Origin of the sequence: Actinomadura litoris (assembly GCF_009733595.1) — a bacterium.
Classification (GTDB): Bacteria; Actinomycetota; Actinomycetes; order Streptosporangiales; family Streptosporangiaceae; genus Spirillospora; species Spirillospora litoris.
Genome location: NZ_WOFH01000002.1, coordinates 245,968 through 264,779, shown reverse-complemented (window position 1 = coordinate 264,779; position 18,812 = coordinate 245,968). Strand labels below are relative to the sequence as shown.

The 18,812-nt window shown below is 73.4% G+C and carries 23 protein-coding genes; 14 read left to right on the top strand and 9 right to left on the bottom strand.

Going from position 1 to position 18,812, the window contains the following annotated elements; genetic code table 11:
* Positions 1 to 44: 44 nt before the first annotated feature.
* Positions 45 to 683, bottom strand: coding sequence for a DUF4360 domain-containing protein (locus tag GNZ18_RS05650; protein ID WP_156215030.1), 639 nt, complete (start codon positions 681 to 683; stop codon positions 45 to 47).
* A gap of 294 nt (positions 684 to 977) precedes the next feature.
* The gene (locus GNZ18_RS05645; protein ID WP_156215029.1) at positions 978 to 1,445 is read right to left on the bottom strand and encodes a COG1361 family protein; all 468 of its coding nucleotides are present in this window, start codon (positions 1,443 to 1,445) and stop codon (positions 978 to 980) included.
* A 288-nt stretch (positions 1,446 to 1,733) separates the two neighbouring features.
* Here GNZ18_RS05645 and GNZ18_RS05640 point away from each other — a divergent pair, with 288 nt between their 5' ends.
* The 3 genes from GNZ18_RS05640 (at position 1,734) to GNZ18_RS05630 (ending at position 4,362) form a co-directional block, all read left to right on the top strand.
* A complete protein-coding gene (locus tag GNZ18_RS05640; protein WP_312874319.1) occupies positions 1,734 to 2,339 on the top strand; it encodes an RNA polymerase sigma factor in 606 nt (201 codons plus the stop codon).
* The gene (locus tag GNZ18_RS05635; RefSeq protein WP_156215028.1) at positions 2,332 to 3,528 is read left to right on the top strand and encodes a CU044_5270 family protein; all 1,197 of its coding nucleotides are present in this window, start codon (positions 2,332 to 2,334) and stop codon (positions 3,526 to 3,528) included. Before GNZ18_RS05640 ends, GNZ18_RS05635 begins: the two co-directional genes overlap by 8 nt.
* A 132-nt stretch (positions 3,529 to 3,660) precedes the next feature.
* Positions 3,661 to 4,362, top strand: a complete 702-nt coding sequence (locus tag GNZ18_RS05630) for a PIG-L deacetylase family protein (protein WP_156215027.1) — start codon at positions 3,661 to 3,663, stop codon at positions 4,360 to 4,362.
* Between the two features lie 21 nt (positions 4,363 to 4,383).
* On the opposite strand, the gene GNZ18_RS44240 is transcribed toward GNZ18_RS05630, so the two are convergent.
* From GNZ18_RS44240 to dut, 3 genes are all read right to left on the bottom strand, one after another.
* Positions 4,384 to 4,464, bottom strand: a complete 81-nt coding sequence (locus GNZ18_RS44240) for a 50S ribosomal protein bL37 (protein WP_476692282.1) — start codon at positions 4,462 to 4,464, stop codon at positions 4,384 to 4,386.
* Between the two features lie 121 nt (positions 4,465 to 4,585).
* A complete protein-coding gene (locus GNZ18_RS05625; protein WP_214618765.1) occupies positions 4,586 to 5,413 on the bottom strand; it encodes a DUF3710 domain-containing protein in 828 nt (275 codons plus the stop codon).
* Between the two features lie 3 nt (positions 5,414 to 5,416).
* On the bottom strand, positions 5,417 to 5,920 hold the full coding sequence (dut, locus tag GNZ18_RS05620) for a dUTP diphosphatase (protein WP_242886543.1): 504 nt from the start codon (positions 5,918 to 5,920) through the stop codon (positions 5,417 to 5,419).
* Between the two features lie 253 nt (positions 5,921 to 6,173).
* On the opposite strand from dut, the gene GNZ18_RS05615 reads away from it, so the two are divergent.
* Genes GNZ18_RS05615 through GNZ18_RS05590 form a run of 6 tightly spaced genes read left to right on the top strand, consistent with a single transcriptional unit; the run spans position 6,174 to position 9,133 of the window.
* Positions 6,174 to 6,884, top strand: a complete 711-nt coding sequence (locus tag GNZ18_RS05615) for a hypothetical protein (RefSeq protein WP_156215026.1) — start codon at positions 6,174 to 6,176, stop codon at positions 6,882 to 6,884.
* A complete protein-coding gene (locus GNZ18_RS05610) occupies positions 6,881 to 7,411 on the top strand; it encodes a MauE/DoxX family redox-associated membrane protein (RefSeq protein ID WP_156215025.1) in 531 nt (176 codons plus the stop codon). Before GNZ18_RS05615 ends, GNZ18_RS05610 begins: the two co-directional genes overlap by 4 nt.
* Complete coding sequence (locus GNZ18_RS05605) at positions 7,408 to 7,869, top strand: hypothetical protein (RefSeq protein WP_156215024.1); 462 nt, start codon at positions 7,408 to 7,410, stop codon at positions 7,867 to 7,869. Before GNZ18_RS05610 ends, GNZ18_RS05605 begins: the two co-directional genes overlap by 4 nt.
* A complete protein-coding gene (locus GNZ18_RS05600) occupies positions 7,866 to 8,414 on the top strand; it encodes a hypothetical protein (protein WP_156215023.1) in 549 nt (182 codons plus the stop codon). Before GNZ18_RS05605 ends, GNZ18_RS05600 begins: the two co-directional genes overlap by 4 nt.
* Complete coding sequence (locus tag GNZ18_RS05595; RefSeq protein ID WP_156215022.1) at positions 8,402 to 8,560, top strand: hypothetical protein; 159 nt, start codon at positions 8,402 to 8,404, stop codon at positions 8,558 to 8,560. Before GNZ18_RS05600 ends, GNZ18_RS05595 begins: the two co-directional genes overlap by 13 nt.
* A gap of 48 nt (positions 8,561 to 8,608) precedes the next feature.
* A complete protein-coding gene (locus tag GNZ18_RS05590) occupies positions 8,609 to 9,133 on the top strand; it encodes a hypothetical protein (protein WP_156215021.1) in 525 nt (174 codons plus the stop codon).
* Positions 9,134 to 9,189: 56 nt separating this feature from the next.
* Here GNZ18_RS05590 and GNZ18_RS05585 read toward each other — a convergent pair whose 3' ends face one another.
* Positions 9,190 to 9,612: a hypothetical protein gene (locus GNZ18_RS05585; RefSeq protein WP_156215020.1), complete on the bottom strand. Its 423-nt coding sequence runs from the start codon at positions 9,610 to 9,612 to the stop codon at positions 9,190 to 9,192.
* Positions 9,613 to 9,880: 268 nt separating this feature from the next.
* On the opposite strand from GNZ18_RS05585, the gene GNZ18_RS05580 reads away from it, so the two are divergent.
* The 3 genes from GNZ18_RS05580 to GNZ18_RS05570 all read left to right on the top strand — a co-directional run bounded on the left by GNZ18_RS05580 (position 9,881) and on the right by GNZ18_RS05570 (position 12,302).
* A complete protein-coding gene (locus GNZ18_RS05580) occupies positions 9,881 to 10,210 on the top strand; it encodes a DUF6412 domain-containing protein (protein WP_156215019.1) in 330 nt (109 codons plus the stop codon).
* 46 nt (positions 10,211 to 10,256) lie between these two features.
* The gene (locus GNZ18_RS05575; protein WP_156215018.1) at positions 10,257 to 10,952 is read left to right on the top strand and encodes a YidC/Oxa1 family membrane protein insertase; all 696 of its coding nucleotides are present in this window, start codon (positions 10,257 to 10,259) and stop codon (positions 10,950 to 10,952) included.
* A 66-nt stretch (positions 10,953 to 11,018) separates the two neighbouring features.
* Positions 11,019 to 12,302, top strand: coding sequence for a cytochrome P450 (locus tag GNZ18_RS05570; protein ID WP_312874318.1), 1,284 nt, complete (start codon positions 11,019 to 11,021; stop codon positions 12,300 to 12,302).
* 22 nt (positions 12,303 to 12,324) lie between these two features.
* Here GNZ18_RS05570 and valS read toward each other — a convergent pair whose 3' ends face one another.
* Positions 12,325 to 14,844: a valine--tRNA ligase gene (gene valS / locus GNZ18_RS05565; protein WP_156215017.1), complete on the bottom strand. Its 2,520-nt coding sequence runs from the start codon at positions 14,842 to 14,844 to the stop codon at positions 12,325 to 12,327.
* A gap of 136 nt (positions 14,845 to 14,980) precedes the next feature.
* On the opposite strand from valS, the gene GNZ18_RS05560 reads away from it, so the two are divergent.
* A complete protein-coding gene (locus GNZ18_RS05560; RefSeq protein WP_156215016.1) occupies positions 14,981 to 15,268 on the top strand; it encodes a DUF4235 domain-containing protein in 288 nt (95 codons plus the stop codon).
* A 106-nt stretch (positions 15,269 to 15,374) separates the two neighbouring features.
* On the opposite strand, the gene GNZ18_RS05555 is transcribed toward GNZ18_RS05560, so the two are convergent.
* Complete coding sequence (locus tag GNZ18_RS05555) at positions 15,375 to 16,205, bottom strand: hypothetical protein (protein WP_308166142.1); 831 nt, start codon at positions 16,203 to 16,205, stop codon at positions 15,375 to 15,377.
* A 14-nt stretch (positions 16,206 to 16,219) separates the two neighbouring features.
* Complete coding sequence (locus GNZ18_RS05550; RefSeq protein ID WP_156215015.1) at positions 16,220 to 16,516, bottom strand: DUF4193 domain-containing protein; 297 nt, start codon at positions 16,514 to 16,516, stop codon at positions 16,220 to 16,222.
* A 578-nt stretch (positions 16,517 to 17,094) separates the two neighbouring features.
* Here GNZ18_RS05550 and GNZ18_RS05545 point away from each other — a divergent pair.
* Complete coding sequence (locus tag GNZ18_RS05545; protein ID WP_156215014.1) at positions 17,095 to 18,780, top strand: serine/threonine-protein kinase; 1,686 nt, start codon at positions 17,095 to 17,097, stop codon at positions 18,778 to 18,780.
* Positions 18,781 to 18,812 lie beyond the last annotated feature (32 nt).

Below are 18,812 nucleotides of genomic sequence, written 5' to 3'. Positions count from 1 at the left end.
TCGGTGAGCCGGCCCGCCCGCGAGGGTGCCGTGATCAGACGGACCTAGCAGCGCTTCCAGGCGACGTGGTAGGTCGATTTGATGCTGCCGTCGGTGGAGTCCATGGCGATGAAGCTGACCTTGTCCGGAGCGGAGCTGCCCACGTCGGCCCGCAGCTCGCTGTTGATGTTGAGGTTGCGCGCCTCGCCGCACGGCTGCCAGACGAGCTGGTCCAGCGGGGACTGGTCGGTGAACTGCCAGTTGTTGTCGAAGGCTCCCCAGAGGTCGTGCGCGACCCTCTCGGTCCGCGGGTGCCCCTGGAAGTAGTAGCCGGCCGCCAGGGTGGCGCCCGCTCCGCCCTGCAGGTGCGCGAAACCGCGGTAGTCCACCGACGAGATGGCGTAGGTGAAGCCCTGCGGGACGTGCACCCGCAGGGAGATCAGGCAGTTCCTGCGGCCGTCGACGGGGTTCGCCGAGCCTCCCGCCTGTGCCAGATAGTCGCTGTAGGTGATGGTGAACGCGTTCCGGTCCTCCGAGAGCGCCACCGCCGTGGTGCCGACGGGGCATCCTGACCCGTTGAGCATCGCGACCTCGATGGTGACCCCGGACGGGCCGTTGGCGGGGCGCGGCGCGGCCACGGCCGGCGTCACCGCCGCCGCCGTCGCCGCGACCGCCACAGCGGAAACGACAATTCCCTTACGCATGGGACTCCCTCCTCACTGGGAGTGGACGCTGTCTTGGTTGACCGAAAATGCGGCTGCCCGGCAACCCGCTCTCCCACCAGCGCCCTTCCATAGGCGCCAACCCAAGAACTGAACGGAGAGTAACTTTCATGCCAAGTGCTGTCAATCATCAACATTTAACCGCGGCCCGCCCGAACAGAATTGACAGCCGAGCGTGCACCGTTCCAGTGGATCACCGCCAATCGAACGTGCCCGCTAGGGCCTGGTTTCGAGCCGGGTTCAGCTATTTGTTGACGGCGGCGCGCACCGAACGCGTCAGCACTGGACGGTCACGGGCGCCCCACCCCCCACAATCCCGTCGAAGGAGCCCGCGGCGGACTCGCGATAGCTGTAGAAGTAGAAGCCGACGTTGATGTTCTGTCCACAGGGCGAGTCGGCGGCGATCGTGACGGGCTGCGTCATGGTACGCGTCCCACCAGGGGGGATAGGCGTCGTGAAGTAGTTACAGGAAGTGATCTCGCCGGCGCAGGCGCCCATCGTGTATTTGGTCTTGTCGGTCGTCGTGTCGTAGGTCGGGTTGACCGTTAGATAGGTGAACGTCACATCGACGGTCTCGGGGTTCTTGAAAGTGACCGTCAAGGTCACCGTCTCACCCGGATGAGCCACCTGCTTGTCGAAACTTGACGTAATCACATCCTCGGCCATGGCGGGCTCTGCGAACACCACGCCCAACATCGTCGCGGTGACCACGGACAGCACGAACAGAATCCTTCTGACCAGCATGCCTTCTCCTTTGTGAAGCACACCTGACAAGTGCGCACGGATCAAGACGTTAAGCGCATTCGAGCCGTTCGACAATCCATTGTCCCGACGTGGTCACGCCGACTCCCCGCACAGTTCGCGGAACCCATGCGGAGCCGCCCCGGAGCATTCCCGGGCGGGGCCGCCCGACCTCGCGTCCGGCCCGCGTCCCGGCATCGGCGGCGGGGACGCAACCCGGGGGCGGGGTTCGGGATAGAGGGGGTGTCAGCATCGTGATCACAAGGAGGCACCTATGGCGAGGCGTATGCGGTGGCACGGGCGGTGAGCCGGGTGGCGCGGCCCGGCGGCCCCGGCGCCGGGGCCGCGGCGCTCGACGACCCCGGGCTCGTGGCGGCGTCGCTGGACGACCCGGAGGCGTTCGGGGAGCTGTTCCGCAGGCACGCGCCCCGGCTGCACGCCTATGTCAGGCGGCGGCTCGGGAGCACGCTCGCGGAGGACGTGGTGGCGGAGACGTTCGCCGTCGCGTTCCGGGAGCGCCGGAGGTTCGACGGGCGCTCGGCGTTCGGGGCCTGGCTGTGGGGCATCGCCGCCAAGCAGATCGCGCGGCACCACCGGCAGGAGACCCGTATGTACCGGGCGTTCGCGAAGTCGGCGGTGGACCCCGCCGAGGACGGCGTCGCCGAGTTGGCGAGCGACCGCGCCGCCGCGGCGGCGCACGGGCCCCGGCTGGCGAGGGCGCTGGCCTCGCTCAAGCCGAAGGACCGCGACGCGCTGCTGCTGCTCGCCTGGGGGGAGATGTCGTACGCGGAGATCGCGGCGACGCTGGACCTGCCCCTCGGCACCGTGAAAGCCAAGATCCACCGCGCCCGGACCAAGCTCCGCGCGGCGCTTCCCGAGGAGGACGACCATGGATGAGCTGGACGCGCTGCGCGGAATGCGGACGGCGCTCGCCCAGGAGGAGGACGCGGACCGGCTCGCCCTGAGGGTGGACTGGCGGGCGCGGCCGGAGCGTCCGGCACGCCTGAGGCGGCGGAGCTTCACCGTGCCGGCGGTGGGACTGGTGGCGACGGCGTCCGTGGCCGCCGGGGCCCTGGTCGTCGTGTCGGTGGCGGCGGAGGACGAGCGGCCCGCGAACGTGTCCGCGAGCCCGGGCGGGAACGCGCTCCTGGTGGCGGCCGCCAACGCGGAGCGGGCACCGGGCGGGAGGTACTGGCACACCAGGACCCGCAGCGGCGAGATCTACGCGGTCGGCGACAGCAGGGCGCACCACTACAAGGTGGACTCGCGGCAGGGCACCGAGACCTGGACCGACCGGAACGGCTCGGCCCGCACGGCGCACGTCGAGCTGGCCGACGTCCCGCTCACCGCCGAGGACAGGCGGAAATGGCAGGCCGCGGGGTCGCCCGAGTGGGTGAAGATCCCCAATCCGGAGGGCGGGTCGGAACAGGCCCTCCTGGACATGCGCACGGAGTCGGAGGGGAGGGACGGCTGGAGGCCGGGCGAGGACGACTACCTCGGCATGACCCGGCAGCGGATCGCGGCGCTGCCGACCCGGCCGGACGCGCTGCTGAGCGACCTCCTCGGCCTGAAGGGGGCCTGGCGCGCCGCGTCGTCCAGCACGAAGAAGGAGCCGATCGGCGCGTTGCGGGGCGAGGAGCGGATCCGGGCCCTGACCGATGTGGCGGGGATGCTGCTCTCGACGGCTCCCGCGCCGCCGAAGGTGCGGGCGGCGGCGTTCCGGATGCTCGCCGACCTGCCGGGGGTGCGAGCCGAGGGGCCGGCGGCCGACCCGATGGGACGACCCGGAACGGTCGTCTCGCTGCCGCTCGTGACCACCGTCCCGCTCGGGCTCTACACCGCGCCCAAGCAGCTCGGCACCTACCGGCGGCAGTGGATCATCGACCCCGGGAACGGGAGGCTGCTCGCCATCCGGGACCTCGTCGCGAAGCCGCCGCGCGGCAGCAGGCCGCTGCCGCCCGGGGACCGCGGCCAGTCCAGGCGCCTTGAGGCGCGCGACATGCCCGACCGGTTCCACCGGCCCGGCGAGCTGGCCGACTACACGGTGTACGAGACGACGGAGTGGACCGACAGGTCGCCCTCCTGACCGTGCGGGACGGGACCTCCCCGGCCGGATCCGGCGGTGTCCGGAGGCGTCCGGGGAGGTCGCGGTCCCGGCGGCGGTCCCCGCGGGGGCGCCGGGGCGCGAGAGGCCCGCGGGCCCCGCGAGAATGGCGGGATGGACGCGGTACCTGAGGACTGGGAGCGGGCGCTGGCGATCGTCGCGCACCCCGACGACCTGGAGTACGGCGGCTCGACCGCCGTCGCGAAGTGGACCGGGCAGGGCAAGACGGTCGTGGAGGTGCTCGCCACCCGGGGCGAGGCCGGGATCGACGGCATGGACCCCGAGGAGGCCGGACGGGTCCGCGCGGCGGAGCAGGTCGAGGCCGCCCGCCGCGTCGGCGTCGACACCGTCGAGTTCCTCGGCCTGCCCGACGGCATGCTGGAGTACGGGCTGCCGCTGCGGCGCGCGCTGACCGCGGCGATCCGGCGGCACCGCCCCGAGGTGGTGGTCTCGCTGAACTTCCGGGAGAGCTTCCCGGACGGCGGGTTCAACATGGCCGACCACCGCGTCCTCGGGCTCGCGGTCGCCGACGCCGTCCGCGACGCGGGGAACCGCTGGGTGTTCCGCGACCTCGGGCTGGAGCCGTGGCCGGGCGTCCGGTTCGCGTTGTTCGGCAGCTCGCCGAGGTCCACGCACTACGTGGACGTCTCCGGCCACCTCCAGGACGGCATCGACTCCCTGCTGGCGCACAAGGAGTACTACGCGAACCTGGGCGCCGGGTTCGACGCGGCGGCCTTCCTCACCGGGATGATGGAACCGGCCGGCCGGGCGCTCGGCGTCGAGCACGCGATGGTCTTCGAGATGATCGAGACCTGACGGCCGGGCGCCGCCGGAGGATCAGTGGCGGGCGTTGGGGCGCTTGCCCTTGTTGTGCTTGGAGCGTTTGCGAGCGCGACGTTTGCGCGTCTTCTTGGACATGCCCCCGATTCACCACCCGTTCCCCGGCGCGCGCAAGGCCCGTCACCGCCGGTCGGGGACGCAAAAGCGCCGGGCCGCACGTCCGAAAAAGCGACGTGCCACCCGGCGCCACGGAAACGCTCTAGCGGACCTCGGTGATCTCCGGGCCGCGCTCGAACGGGTCGAAGGTCTGCTCGGCGCCCTCTTCCCCCTCGTCGTCGCCGCCCTCGCTGAACTCCTTGGGAATCTGGAGTTCGAGCAGGTCGCGCGGGGGCATCGGGGCGTCGCCGCGCACGACGACCACGCCGCGCAGCACGTCCTCCAGCACCTGCCACTGCTCCTCGTCCTCGATCGCGGCGCCCTGCACCACGGCCTGGAGGAACCAGCGGGGGCCGTCCACGCCGAGGAAGCGGATGATCTGCGGCGCCCAGCCCTGCTCGACGAACTCGGCCGGGATCTGCTCGCGGACCTCCTGCGGCATCTCCGCGAGGACCTCCTCGGTCAGCGGCGCGGGGACCATCGCCAGCAGCTCGGGGCCGAACGGCCCCTCGCCCTCCTGGGTCTGGCCGTTGGCCTCCTCCTGGATGTCCTTGGCGGTCTCCCGGCGCACGTCCTCCCAGATGCCGCTGCGCTTGGGCGCGGCGAACACCTGGAGCTGCATCGCGCTCTCCTCGTACTGCACGAGGACCGCGACGGGACGCCCGTCGAGCGGGTTGCCGTCCTCGTCGACCTGGGTGGCCTCGAAGTTCACCTGGAAGCCGAGACCCGGGGCGACGGGCACCTGGAGGGAGCCGAAGTCGAGCCGCTGCAACTCGGGGAAGGAGTCCTCGGAGTCCCAGGGACCGCCCTCGCCGGAGTCGGCCTTGGCGGCCTCCTCCTCGCCGGCCTCGTCAACGGCATCCGCCGGCTCCTCGGTCAGCTCCGGATCCTTCTCAGGCTCCTCGGCCTGCCGGCGACGTCCAAAAGCCACGACTCACGCTCCTTCTCGACTGTGCTCATTATCCGCGAATCCGCCCGCGGCGCCGAATCCGCCGGTGGAGCCGAATCCGCCGGTGCCGCGCGCCGAGCCGGGAAGCTCTGCGACCTCGTGGAACACGGCCCGTTCGACCCGCTGGACGACCATCTGGGCGATCCGGTCTCCGCGCCGCAGGGAGACGGTGGCGCGGGGGTCGGTGTTCAGCAGGGTCACCTGGATCTCACCCCGGTAGCCGGCGTCGACCGTCCCGGGTGCGTTCACTATGGTCACCCCCAACCTAGCGCCCAATCCGGAGCGCGGGTGAACGAAGGCGGCGTAGCCGTCCGGCAGCGCGATCGCCATCCCGGTGGGCACGACGGCCCGCTCCCCCGGCGGCAGCTCGACGTCGACGGCCGCGACGAGGTCGGCGCCCGCGTCGCCCGGGTGCGCGTACTCCGGCAGAGGCAGCTCGGGATCCAGCCGCTTGATCAGCACATCGACCTTGCCCACGTTCCACCTCACGCTCGGGAGCACCTTGCCGGGAACACCGCCTGGAGCGCCGCCGGGACCCCGCGGCGAGCCACCCGACACTACCGGGGGCCGCGGGGACGGCCGCCGCTGAAACGCCGCACGTCCCGGCGTGACCCTACCCGCTCCCCGGGCGCTCCCCGGACGTGACCACTTCCGGCATGTTTCTCCCTATATCGACGCATCGCGCGTAGTGTCGCCACTGTCACTCCTCGCTCGTCCCGCGTGAAGGGGGCAGGGGATCGACATGAGCGCACACTTACCGGACGCCGAGGTCACCCACCGCTCACTGGACGGGGTGCGGATCCGGATCGCGGGCCCGCACGACCTCCGCCGGCCCTGCACCAGCGTGGCGCGCGTCGCGGCCGGCGGCCGCCTCCACGAGATCTCCGGCGGCACCCGCGCGGACGCGCTGGCCTGGGCCGAGGACGTCGGCGTCGAGGGCTTCGACCAGGAGTTCGGCGTCCAGGGCGGGCGGCTGCGCGTCGGGCGCGCCCGCTCCCGCGACGCCGACACCGACACCGGCGTGGCCGACCCGATGCTCGCGGCCGTGTGGGAGGGGCGCCGGCACGCGGTGTTCACCCACCTCTACCACGCCCGCCCCGCCGACGCGGTCGCGTTCTTCGCCGCCCTCCGGCTGGCCGAGCACGAGGACGGCGTCACGGCCGAGACCCGGGGCCGCGCCCGGCGCACCGGGCCCGCCGAGGCCGCCAAGGAGATCCCCGGCCTCGGCCTCCTGGAGATCACCGCGCTGACCGCGCGGACCCGCGGGCGGCTGCCGTCCTGGCGGGGCGCGCCGGTCGCGGGCGGCGAGCTGTTCCGCGACACCGTCGAGGGCCAGGGCCCCTACTTCCTGCTGGCGCTGGATTCGCTGCTGGTGACCGTCCTGCCCGAGGAGGACCGGGTGCGCGAGGTCCCCGCGCTGCTGGCGCGGCTGGCGGTGGAGGCCGTCCGGTGACCGCCCTGCCGGCCGGGATCGCGGCCGTCGCGGTGCCGCTCGTCCTGCTCGGCTCGGCGGCCGGGCACGCCGCGCGGCCGGACGCGCTGGCGTCGGCGCTGCGGGCCCAGGGCGTGCTCCCCGCCGGGCTCTCCCGGCCGCTGGCGGTGCTCGTGACCGCCGTCGAGGCCGCGGCGGGCGCCTGCGTCGCGGCCGCCGCGCTGCGGGCGCTGGACGGAACGTTCCGCGCCTCGTCCCTGGCGTCCGCCCTGCTGCTCGCCCTCTACGCGCTGTACGCGGCCTACGTCGCGCGGACGCGGAGCGGCGTCCCCTGCGGGTGCTCGGGCGGCATCGGCGCGCCGATGACCGGGTGGATCGCCGTCCGCGCCGCCGCCCTCGCCGCGCTCGCCCTCACCGGCGCCGCCCGGGGCCTGCCGGGCGGGACGTCCGGATACGAGGCGCCCGTCATCGTCACGGCGGGCCTGGGCTTCGCGGTGATCCTCTGGACGCTCCCGTACGCCATGATCGAGGAGAGGAGCCCCGGATGAGCTTCCAGGACAGCGCGCTGCTCCTGTCATGGGCGGCGATCCTCCTGCTCGCCCTGGTCGTCGCCGGGCTCGTCCGGCGGGTCCACGCGCTGGGCGGGGGCGCGCGCGGGCCGGGCGCGCTCGGACCGGCGGCGGGCGCCCGCGCGCCCGCGTTCGACCGGCTCGGCCCCGGGCTGCTGCTGTTCCTCGACCGCGACTGCGGCGCCTGCGCGGACGTCCTCGCCGCCGCCGGGGACCTCGGCGGCCCCCTGCACGCGGTCTTCGCCGGGCCCGCGCCCGACGCCCCGCGCGTCCCGGGCACGGTGCTCACCTTCGAGCGGGACGGGCTGTTCGCCGACTACCGCGTCCCGGCCACGCCGTTCGCCGTCCTCGTCGGGGAGGACGGGCGGGTCCGGGCGTCCGAGCCCGTCGGCTCCCCCGACGCGCTGCGTGAACTCGCCCCGGAGGCCGCACGATGATCGAGTTCGAGGACGTCCCCCCGCTGCGCGGCCCTCGTCCGGCGGGCGCCGAACGCGTGCGCCGCCGGGCCGCCCAGGCTCGGGAGGCCGGGCCCGCGCGGCGCGGCCTCCTGACCGGGCTCGCCGCCGCGGGCGCCACCGCCGGGCTCAACGCGCTCGGCGTGTTCCCGCCCGCGCGCCAGGCCATCGCGTCCGGGTTCAGCCTGGCCGGCTACTACGACATCTATCCGCGCTGCCCGTCCTACGCGCGCGACCACGACTGCTCGCCCGGCTGCGGGCCCAGCTACGTCTGCGCGTGGTGCTGCCGGACCAGCGGGAAGTACAAGGGCTTCCACAGGTCCGGGACGTCCGACCCGGGGCGGTTCAAGCTGCGTCCCAACGAGTGCTACACCGGCGGCTACGACGGCTGGATCTGGGCCTACAAGAAGAAATGCGGCAACTGCGCCAAGGGCGTCACCTGGCGCTGCCACGACGGCTGGAACAAGACCAAGAAGGGCAACTGGTACAAGACCATCTGCCGCAAGGCGATGACGTGCGCACACTGACGGCCCGCCGCGGCCTGGCCGACCCGTTCCCGCCCGCCGCCGCCCTGGCCCTGCTCGCCGTCGCGGCGGCGGCGCTGGAGGCGTCCATCCTGTGCTGGGCCTCGATCGGGGCCCTCGCCGGTTACGCGCTGTCGGGCAGCGTCTGAACGCGCAACAGCGAATCCGCGCTGTTCTCGCCAGGCTGGCGGGCCCCGGTGCGGCAGGACGCCGTCCTCGCCGTCTTCACCCTCGGGCTCCTGCTCGGGGGCACGGTCAGCGCCCTGGCCCTGTGGTCGCTGTCCGGGCTGGCGTCGCCGCTGCCACCGCCTGCCCGGACGCCCGTGATCCTGGCCGCGGCCGCCGCCGGCGTCGCCCGCGAGCTGGGCGTCCTCTCCCTGCCCCTCCCCCAGAACGCGCGGCAGATCCCGCAGGAGGTACTGCACGTGCACCTGTGGCGCGGCGTGCTCCAGTTCGGCTTCGAGCTGGGGACGGGGGTTCGCACGTACGTCCCGTCCAGCGCCCCCTACTTCCTGGCCCTGGCCCTCCTGCTCGCCCGCGCCCCCCTCACCGCCGCCGTCCTCACCGGCGCCGCCTTCGGCGCGGGGCGGGCCCTCAGCGCCGCCCTCACCTACCTGGCCCGCGACCCCGCCCGCGCCGCCGCGGTGGCCGCCCGAATCCCCCACATCCGGGTCATCGCGGTTTCGGCGTCCCTCGCCGCCTTCTCCCTTCTGTTCATGTGACGCGGGGCGGGAGCCGCGTCCCATGGCGCGGCTCCCGCCGGTCAACGACGTCCAGGTCAGCCGACGAAATGCAGGCAGACGTTGAGCGGGGAACCCCATCCGGTGCGGACGCGGACGAGAATCAGGCCCTTCATGGTCTGGAGGTTCTCGATGGACAGGCGGGCGTCGCCGATGAACTCCGCCCCGAGAAACCCCTCGGTCACGCTCGCCACGACCGGTTGCGAGGCGTTCACCGGTGCCCCGTGCCAGGCCAGGATGGCGCCGTCGCTGACCCCGCTGTAGCAGTTCGTCTGGGCGATGCCCGCCGCCACACCCGTCTTCTGGGCCGTGCCGGTGACCCGCGGATCAGGCTTGGCCGCCTGCGCACGGCTCGGGCCCGGCGCGCCCGCCTCCGGGGCGGCCGCGGCCGTGGTCGCCGCCAGCCCGGCGGCCGTGAGAACGATGAGCGCCGTCGTGGTGATCTTTCCTCGTGCACGCATGCGTTCCTCCTGCGGAGTCGATCGTGGGAAAGAACCGCCGGCTGGTGATCGTGCAGCGTGGTATCCCCATCGCCGCCGTTTCCCCCAGGGCGCCTCCGAGAATCGCGGAACCCACTCAGGCGGACATATCCCTAGATATAGGGGGTTGACAGCCTTTTTAGGATCAGAAATGTATATTTCGGGCACCAGCCTCGGACAGGGGACCGGTCCCTCCTTGACCGGAACGTCGGGGGCCGGTTGCATGGGGCCGAGCGGAGGGCGGTGCGGCGTGACGGGTGCGCGGGACGAGGCGCGGGTCCCCAGGTGGGGCCGCGCGGTCCTGGCGTGGGCGGTCGCCGTCTCGCTGTCGCTGCTCGCCCTGGCCGAAGGGCTGACAGCCGCGCCCGAGCAGCCCGCGCTGCTGGCCCTGGCGACGTTCACGGTGGCGGGGCTGCTCGTCTTCGCGGTGCGCGCCCTGGCCCTCGGCACCGCGCCCGCGCGGGTGCGGACGACACTGCGGGACCGGAGCCTGCGCACCGCGTTCCTCCCCCAGCGCGACCCCGACGCGGCGGGACGGCCCCGCCCGCGAGCCCCCGGAACGGCCGGCGCGGCCGCCTGAGAGCGGCCGGACGCTGTCCAGGTTTCCCCCGTTCCGGAAGGGCCCCATGTTCCTGCTCGACACCCCCGTTTCGCTTGCCCACGACCTCGTCACCGGCCTCGCGGAGGCGCTGCGCCCCCTCGCGGGCGCCTCGTCCACCGCCGCCGCCATCATCGTCTTCACCGCGGCCGCGCGGCTGGTGATGCTGCCGCTGGCGATCGCCGCCGCCCGGGGCGAGCGCGCCCGGGAGAGGCTCCTGCCCCAACTGCGGGCGCTCCAGAAGAAGCACGCGAAGGACCCGCGGCGGCTGCGCGCGGAGACCGCCGCGCTCTACCGCGACGAGGGCGTGGCGCCCGCCGCGGGCTGCCTGCCGATGTTCGCGCAGTGGCCGGTCTTCATGGTCCTGTACCGGCTGTTCGTCTCGGCGACGGTCGCCGGGCACCAGAACCTCCTGCTCGCGCACACGCTGCTCGGCGCGCCGCTGGGACAGACCTGGGTGGGGCTCCTCGGCGGCGGGCTGCTCGCCCCGCACTCGCTGGTGTTCGCGGGGCTGTTCGTGCTGCTCGCGGCCGTGGCCACATGGACGTCGCGGCGGGTGACCGCCGAGGGGCCGATGGCGACGGTGACGCGGGTGCTGCCGTTCGGAACCGTGGTGTTCGCGGCGTTCGTCCCGCTCGCGGCGGGCCTGTACCTGCTGACGTCCGGCACCTGGACGGCCGCGGAGCGCGCCGTCCTGCGCCGCCGCGCGGCCGTCGCCGTGTGAGCTTGACGGGGGTCCGGGCGATCGGTTGCATGGTGGGAAGGCGACGTCTCTGGGGGACGGTGCGGCGTGGCGGTTGCGCGGGACGCGGCGGAGATCGACCTCTCCGACCTCGGGTTCTGGTCGCGGCCGCCCGAGGCGCGGCTGGAGGCGTTCGCGCGGCTCCGCGAGCGGGGGCACCCGGCGTTCTTCCGCGAGTTGGAGATGCCGTTCGTCCGGAACGGGCGCGGCTACTACGCGCTGACCAGGCACGCGGACGTGGTGGAGGCCAGCCGGACGCCGGAGGTCTTCAGCAGCGAGCCGGCCTCCACCAGCATCGCCGACCTCCCCCGCTACATGGCCCGCTACTTCGGCTCGATGATCAACATGGACGACCCGCGGCACGCCGGGATCCGGCGGATCGTGTCGCGGGCCTTCACGCCGAGGGTGCTCGCCAAGCTGGAGACCGACCTCCAGGCCAGCGCCACCCGGATCGTGGACGGCGTGCTCCGCGACGGCCCCGGCGACTTCGTCACCGACGTCGCCGCGAGGCTCCCCGTCCAGGTCATCTGCGACATGATGGGGATCCCCGAGCGGGCGCGGCCGATGGTGTACCAGCGGACGAACACCATCCTCGGGGTCGGCGACCCCGAGTACACCAGCGGCAAGGACTTCAACCGCGACGGGATCACCCGGACCGGGGTGCTCTACGGGCTGCTCGCGACGATGGCGGCCGGATACGAGTTGAACCACCTCGCGATGAGGCTGGCGCGGCGGCGGCGCGCGGACCCCGGCGACGACCTCGTGTCCGCGCTGGTGGCGGCGAACGCGGACGGGGAGACGCTGACCGACCAGGAGATCGGCTCGTTCTTCATCCTCCTGGTGGTCGCCGGGAACGAGACGACGCGGAACGCGATCGCGCACGGGCTGACGCTGTTCACCGACAACCCCGGGCAGCGGGAACTGCTCATGGAGGACTTCGACGCGCGGATCCCGGGGGCGGTGGAGGAGGTCGTCCGGATGGCGACCCCCGTCATCCAGTTCCGCCGGACGGTCGCCCGCCACCACGTCATGAACGGCCACCACTACCGGAAGGGCGACAAGGTCCTGCTGTTCTACAACTCCGCGAACCGGGACGCGGAGGTGTTCGAGGACCCCGACGCCTTCGACATCACGCGCTCGCCCAATCCGCACGTCGGGTTCGGCGGGCCGGGGCCGCACTTCTGCCTCGGCGCCAACCTGGCGCGGCGCGAGATCACGGTGATGTTCCGCGAGCTGTTCACCCGCGTCCCCGGGATCCGCGCCGCCGGGCGGCCCGACCCGCTCTACTCCAACTTCATCAACGGGGTCAAGCACCTGCCCTTCACGTTCTGACGCGCGAGGCCGCCCGCGCGGGTCAGTGGGCGAGCGTCACCTCGACGGTCAGGTCGGCGGGCGCGTCCTCCAGCGTCAGCTCGGCGATGCGTCCGGCGGCGGCGAGGTCGGGACGCGCGATCCGGGTCACCTCGGCGCCGCGCACGACGGCGCGCGAGACGTCCGCGCGCATCGAGGCCCGCGCCTCCGACTTGGCCTTGCGGACCTGGCGCAGCGCCTCCCCCGTCGCGGCCAGCACGGACGGGTCGCCGCCCGGCGGCAGCTCCGCGGGGACCGGCCAGGACGCGGTGTGCACCGAACCCGTCCGCCACCACGACCAGACCTCCTCGGTCACGAACGGCAGAACGGGCGCGAACAGCCGCAGCAGCACCGACAGCGCGGCGCGCAGGGCCGCCCGCCCCGACCGCGCCTCGGGCCCCTCCCCGTACGCGCGGGCCTTGACCAGCTCCAGGTAGTCGTCGCAGAACTCCCAGAAGAACCGCTCGGTGCGCTCCAGGGCGCGGGCGTAGTCGTAGCCCTCGAACGCCTCCGTCGCCTCCTTCACGACCCCGGCCAGCGCCGCGAGCATCGCCCGGTCGAGCGGCTCGGTGACCGCCGCCCCCTCGCCCGCCTCGCCGAGGCCGAGCACGAACTTGGACGCGTTGAGGATCTTGATGGCGAGCCGCCGGCCGACCTTGATCTGGCCGGTGTCGAACGCGGTGTCGGTGCCCGGCCTGCCGTTCGCCGACCAGTACCGCACGGCGTCGGACCCGTACTCGCGCAGCAGGTCGATCGGGGTGACCACGTTGCCCTTGGACTTCGACATCTTCTTGCGGTCGGGGTCGAGGATCCAGCCCGACAGCGCGGTGCCCGCCCACGGCAGCGTCCCGTGCTCCAGGTGCGAGCGGACGACCGTGGAGAACAGCCACGTCCGGATGATGTCGTGCGCCTGCGGGCGCAGGCTGTAGGGGAAGACGCGCGCGAACAGGTCGGGGTCGCGCTCCCAGCCGCCCGCGATCTGCGGGGTCAGCGACGAGGTCGCCCAGGTGTCCATCACGTCGGGGTCGCCGGCGAAGCCGCCGGGCCTGCCGCGCTGGTCCTCGGTGAAGCCGGGCGGGGCGTCCGAGGACGGGTCGACGGGCAGCGCGTCCTCCGGCGGGACGATCGGCTCGCCGTGAAGGGGTTCGCCCGCCTCGTCCAGCCGGTACCAGACCGGGATCGGCACGCCGAAGAACCGCTGCCGGGAGATCAGCCAGTCGCCGTTCAGGCCCTCGACCCAGTTCTCGTAGCGGGCGCGCATGTAGCCCGGGTGCCAGGCCAGCTCCCGGCCGCGCGCGAGCATCTCGGCGCGCGTCCCCGCGTCGCGCCCGCCGTTGCGGATGTACCACTGGCGGGTCGTGACGATCTCCAGCGGCCGGCTGCCCTTCTCGTAGAACTTCACCGGGCGGCTGACCGCGCGGGGCTCGCCGTCCAGGTCTCCGGACTCGCGCAGCATCGCGACGACGCGCTCCTTGGCCGAGAACACCGTCCTGCCCGCCAACTCGGCGTAGGGCCCGGCCGCGACGCCCTCGGGCGGGTCGGCGGCCAGCCGCCCGTCCCAGCCGATGACCGCGCGGGTCGGCAGGTTCAACTCGCGCCACCACGTGACGTCGGTGACGTCGCCGAACGTGCAGATCATCGCGATGCCCGAGCCCTTGTCCGGCTCGGCCAGCCGGTGCGCGAGGACCGGGACCTCCACGCCGAACAGCGGCGTGCGGACGGTCGTGCCGAACAGCTCCCGGTAGCGCTCGTCGTCGGGGTGCGCGACCAGCGCCACGCACGCGGGCAGCAGTTCGGGACGCGTCGTCTCGATGTAGACCGGGCGCTCCGCGCCGTGGAAGCGGATCCGGTGGAAGGCCCCGGGCTGCTCGCGGTCCTCCAGCTCGGCCTGGGCGACGGCGGTGCGGAACGTCACGTCCCACAGCGTCGGCGCCTCCGAGACGTAGGCCTCGCCGCGCGCCAGGTTCCGCAGGAACGCGCGCTGCGACGCCGCCCGGGAGGCGTCGCCGATCGTGGTGTAGAGCAGGCCCCAGTCGACCGACAGGCCGACGCGGCGCCACATCTCCTCGAACGCCTTCTCGTCGACCGCGGTGAGCCGCTCGCACAGCTCGATGAAGTTGCGCCGCGACACCGGGAGCTGGCGCTTGGCGTCGGGCTCGGCGGGCGGTTCGAAATCCGGGTCGTAGGGCAGCGAGGGGTCGCACCGCACGCCGAAGTGGTTCTGCACGCGCCGTTCGGTGGGCAGGCCGTTATCGTCCCAGCCCATCGGGTAGAAGACCGCCCGACCGCGCATGCGGTGGAAACGGGCGACGGCGTCGGTGTGGGTGTAGGAGAAGACGTGGCCGACATGGAGGGAACCGCTGACGGTGGGCGGCGGGGTGTCGATCGAGTACACCTCGGCGCGCGGCCTGGTGCGGTCGAAGCGGTAGAGGCCGCCCTCCTCCCAGGCGCGTACCCATTTGTCCTCCAGGCCGTCCAGGGAGGGCTTGGAAGGGACGCTCGGGGTACGCGGCTGCTCTGTCATGCGCCAATGGTATTGACATCGCCGGCCCGCGCACGCGGTCGAGCGGCGTCGCGGGGCGCCGCCGAACGGCGCCCGGCACCCCCGGAACGAGGTGTTCCGGTAGCGTCGGACGAGACCGGACGACTGGAGGACGATCATGGCGGACAAGGGCGACATCGGCTATCGGGTGATGGCCGGCGCCGCGGCCTTCGCGGGGGGCTTCGTCGCGAAGAAGGCCATCACGCTGGCCTGGAAGAAGAGCACGGGCAAGGAGCCGCCGACCAACCCCGAGTCGCCCGACGTGGCGCTGGCCGAGGCCATCGGGTGGGCCGTGGTGATGGGCGTCGGGATGGAGCTGGCGCGGCTGCTGGCGACCCGCGCCGCCGCGCGCCAGTGGGCCAAGGGCACCGGGGAGCTGCCGTCCCACCTGAAGATCGACGTCTGAGCCCGCCGCCCGAGACGGCCACCTGGGACGGCCGTCCGCCCCCGCCGGGCGGCGGGGGCGGACGCGCGGCGCGCGGGCGAGGGGGACGCCCGCGCGTGCGGGCGTCCTAGTCGGCGGACCTCAGGTTGGGGCGCTCGCCGGGAAGCGGGGGCGGCGGCGGGGCGGGGACGGAGCCGCGCAGGTCGCTGCGGACCTTCGCGGCCAGCGCCCTGGTCGCCGCGCGGTTGAGCGCGGCACCGGCGGCGGCGCCGGTGAGGAACGGGCCCATCGTGGTCAGGCTGCGGCCGAGGACGCGCAGCATCCGTTTGCGCAGGGCCGACTTCGCGGCGGTGCCGAGCGCGCTGGTGAGCGAGCCGGCCTCCAGGGGGTTGATGCCGCGCTGCCGGGCCCAGGAGGTGAGGAACGCCGCGCCGCGCGCGGTGCCCGAGCCCTGGACCTGGACGCCGTAGACCTCGTGCAGCTCGGCGATCATCTTGACCTCGATCGCGGCGACCACGAGGGTCTCGGCGGCGAGTTGGGCGGGGGCGGTCAGCAGCAGCGGCGGGGCGGCGAACTCGACCGCCGCGAGCGCGCCGCCCGCGGCGCCGACGGCGGTGGTGGCGTTGCCTGCCACCTTGACCAGGCGGTCGGCGAGCTCCTCGCCCATCAGCCCGCGGTGGTGCTCCTGAAGGGTCGCGAGGTCGCGGATCGGGATGTGCGGCGCCGCCGCGGTCAGCAGGTCGGCGAGCACGCGCCCGCGCGCGAACCCCGCGGCGCCCATCCTGCGGGCGTTCTGGCCGAGTAGCCGTGCCAGTCGCCCGAGGAGGCGGCCGCGGGTCTCGCGGTCCATGTCGTCATCGCCGGCGAGCCTCCCGATGAGCTCGCCGATCTCGGTGGAGCCGGCGCCGTGCACCGGCTCCACCCCGTCGTCGTCGCGTCGCCGCGAATCCCGTGTCACCTGGCCGCTCCCGGTCAGGCGGCGCACTCGCGGCAGATCGGCCGGCCGTTCTTCTCGGTGGCCAACTGGCTCCGGTGGTGCACCAGGAAGCAGCGCGTGCAGGTGAACTCGTCCGCCTGCCGAGGAACCACCCGGAAGGTGAGTTCCTCGTTCGACAGGTCGGCGCCGGGCAGCTCGGCGACCTCACCGGCGTCCAGGTCCTCGTCGATGATGCTGGCGGCCTTGTCGGCCCGCCGCGCCTGGAGCTCCTGGAGGCTGTCCTCGTTCAGGTCGTCGTCTGTCTTGCGTGGGCTGTCGTAGTCGGTCGCCATCTTCTATCTCCATCCCCCTCAGTGCTTTATGCGCCCCGTCGCGCGGAACTAACGCTCGGGGGACCGTTCTTGTGCCCGATCCGGGCGGGAAATTCTGTCACGGTTGGTGACCTGCGACACACGAGGCGCGACCGTTCCCACGAGTGACACCTATCACCCGGAGCTCTTCCTCATACTGTGTCTTCTGTCACATACCCGGCAGATTGTCACCGCATCGTTCCCGCACAGGGGCGCCCACCGCGACACGGCGGCGGCGGGGATCATATCGGTCCCGCGCCGCCCGTGCGCGCCGACCCGGCACCCCCGCTCCCGGTCGCCCCGGCGCGGCCCCGGCGGCGGCCGGACGGCGGCCCGGCGGCGCCCCCGGGAGCGGCTCCACCCGCGCACCCCGAAGACGACCGGTCGGCGTCTGAACCGGACACGTCGGTGAAACGTCTGAACTAACGCGATATCGTGCCCGCCTGAGGTTTGGGGGCGGGCCCCCAGCGGGGGCCGTCCGGCGATCGTCGGACGCGACCCCACGGCGGGGTCCGGCGCACACTATCGCGGAACATCACCGCGGGTCACTGGAGGGTCAGATGCCGGATGCCGCTCCGCTGGAGCCAGGCGATCCTAGGGCACTGGGACAGTACGAGGTCGTCGGACGGCTCGGCGCCGGGGGGCAGGGCGCCGTCTTTCTCGGAAAGGCGCCGAACGGCGGCTATGTCGCCGTCAAGCTGCTGCACGCCCAGATGGCGAACGACCCGGCGGCGCGCGCCCGGTTCACCCGCGAGGTGTCGGCGGCGCAGAAGGTCGAGCCCTTCTGCACGGCCCGCGTCCTGGAGGCCGACGTCCAGGGCGACCAGCCCTACGTCGTCAGCGAGTTCATCGACGGCCCCTCGCTGCACGACGTCGTCGCGCACAACGGGCCGCGCGGCGCCGCCGAGCTGGAGCGGCTGGCGATCGGCACGGTGACGGCGCTCGCGGCGATCCACGAGGCCGGGATCGTCCACCGCGACTTCAAGCCCAACAACGTCATGCTCGCCTCCGACGGCCCGCGCGTCGTCGACTTCGGCATCGCCCGGACGGTGAACTCGCAGGAGAGCGCGGTCACCGCCACCGGGATGGTCGTCGGCACCCCCGGCTACCTCGCGCCCGAGCAGCTCACCGGCGCCCCGCTCACCCCGGCCGTGGACATCTTCGCCTGGGCCGCGACGATGGTGTTCGCCGCCACCGGGCAGTCCCCCTTCGAGGCCGACACGCTGCCGGTCATCATCAACCGGATCCTCAACGAGGAGCCGGACCTGTCGGCGCTGCCCGCCGGAACGCTCCGCGACCTGATCGGGCGCTGCCTGTCCAAGGACGCGGGCCTGCGGCCGCCCGCCGCGCAGCTGCTGCTGCACCTGCTCGGCCACGTCGGCGCCGCGCCCGCGAACCCGGGTGCGGGCCAGGAGGACCTGCTCAACCAGGGCACCCGGATCGCCGCGCAGCTGCCCGCGCCGCCGCCGGTGCCGCCCGCGCGGCACACGCCGCCGCCGCAGCCGATCACCCCGCCCCCGATGCCGATGAACCAGGGGGCGATGCACCAGGGGCCGATGCCGGGGCCGCACACCCCGCCGCCGCAGCCGATCACTCCCCCGCCGATGCCGATGTACCAGGGCGGGGGGATGCCGAACGCGCCGGGCCCGCCGCCGCCGATCGGCGGCGGCGCGATGCCGCCGCCCCCCTCCTACGGGGCGCCGCCGCGCCGCTCCAGCGCCGGGCCGGTCATCGCGATCGGCTGCGGCGTGCTCGCGCTGATCGTGATCGTCGTGATAGTGGTCATCGTGGTCGTCGCGGCCGGGGACGACGACAAGGCCGACCCGTTCTACCCGACCTACTCGCCCGGCACCGGCTTCCCCACCTCCACCAGCACCGACCTCCCGTCGCCGTCCTCGACGGGCGGGCTGCTCGGCACCTACTCGGGCACCGGCCTCCAGCCGGGCGCCGGGACGGGCCGGTCGAGCTTCCAGGTGCGGTTCGCGCTGCTGCGCACCTTCGGCACCGCCCGCTACACCTACACCAGCACCCCCACCTGCATCACGCGGCTGTCGCTGCTGTCGGGCAGCGAGAGCAGCAGCCGGGTCGAGTACCAGGAGACCCCGATGTCGGGGATGTCCACGTCGCAGTGCGCGCCGGGCTACATCACCTTCATCCAGTCCGGCAGCTCGTCGGTGCGGTGGGAGTGGCGGACGAACCGGTCCGACGCCAGCGCGTCCGCGTACGGGTACGTCAGCAAGTCGTGACGGGGCCGGCCCGCCGTGGGAACGTCCCACGG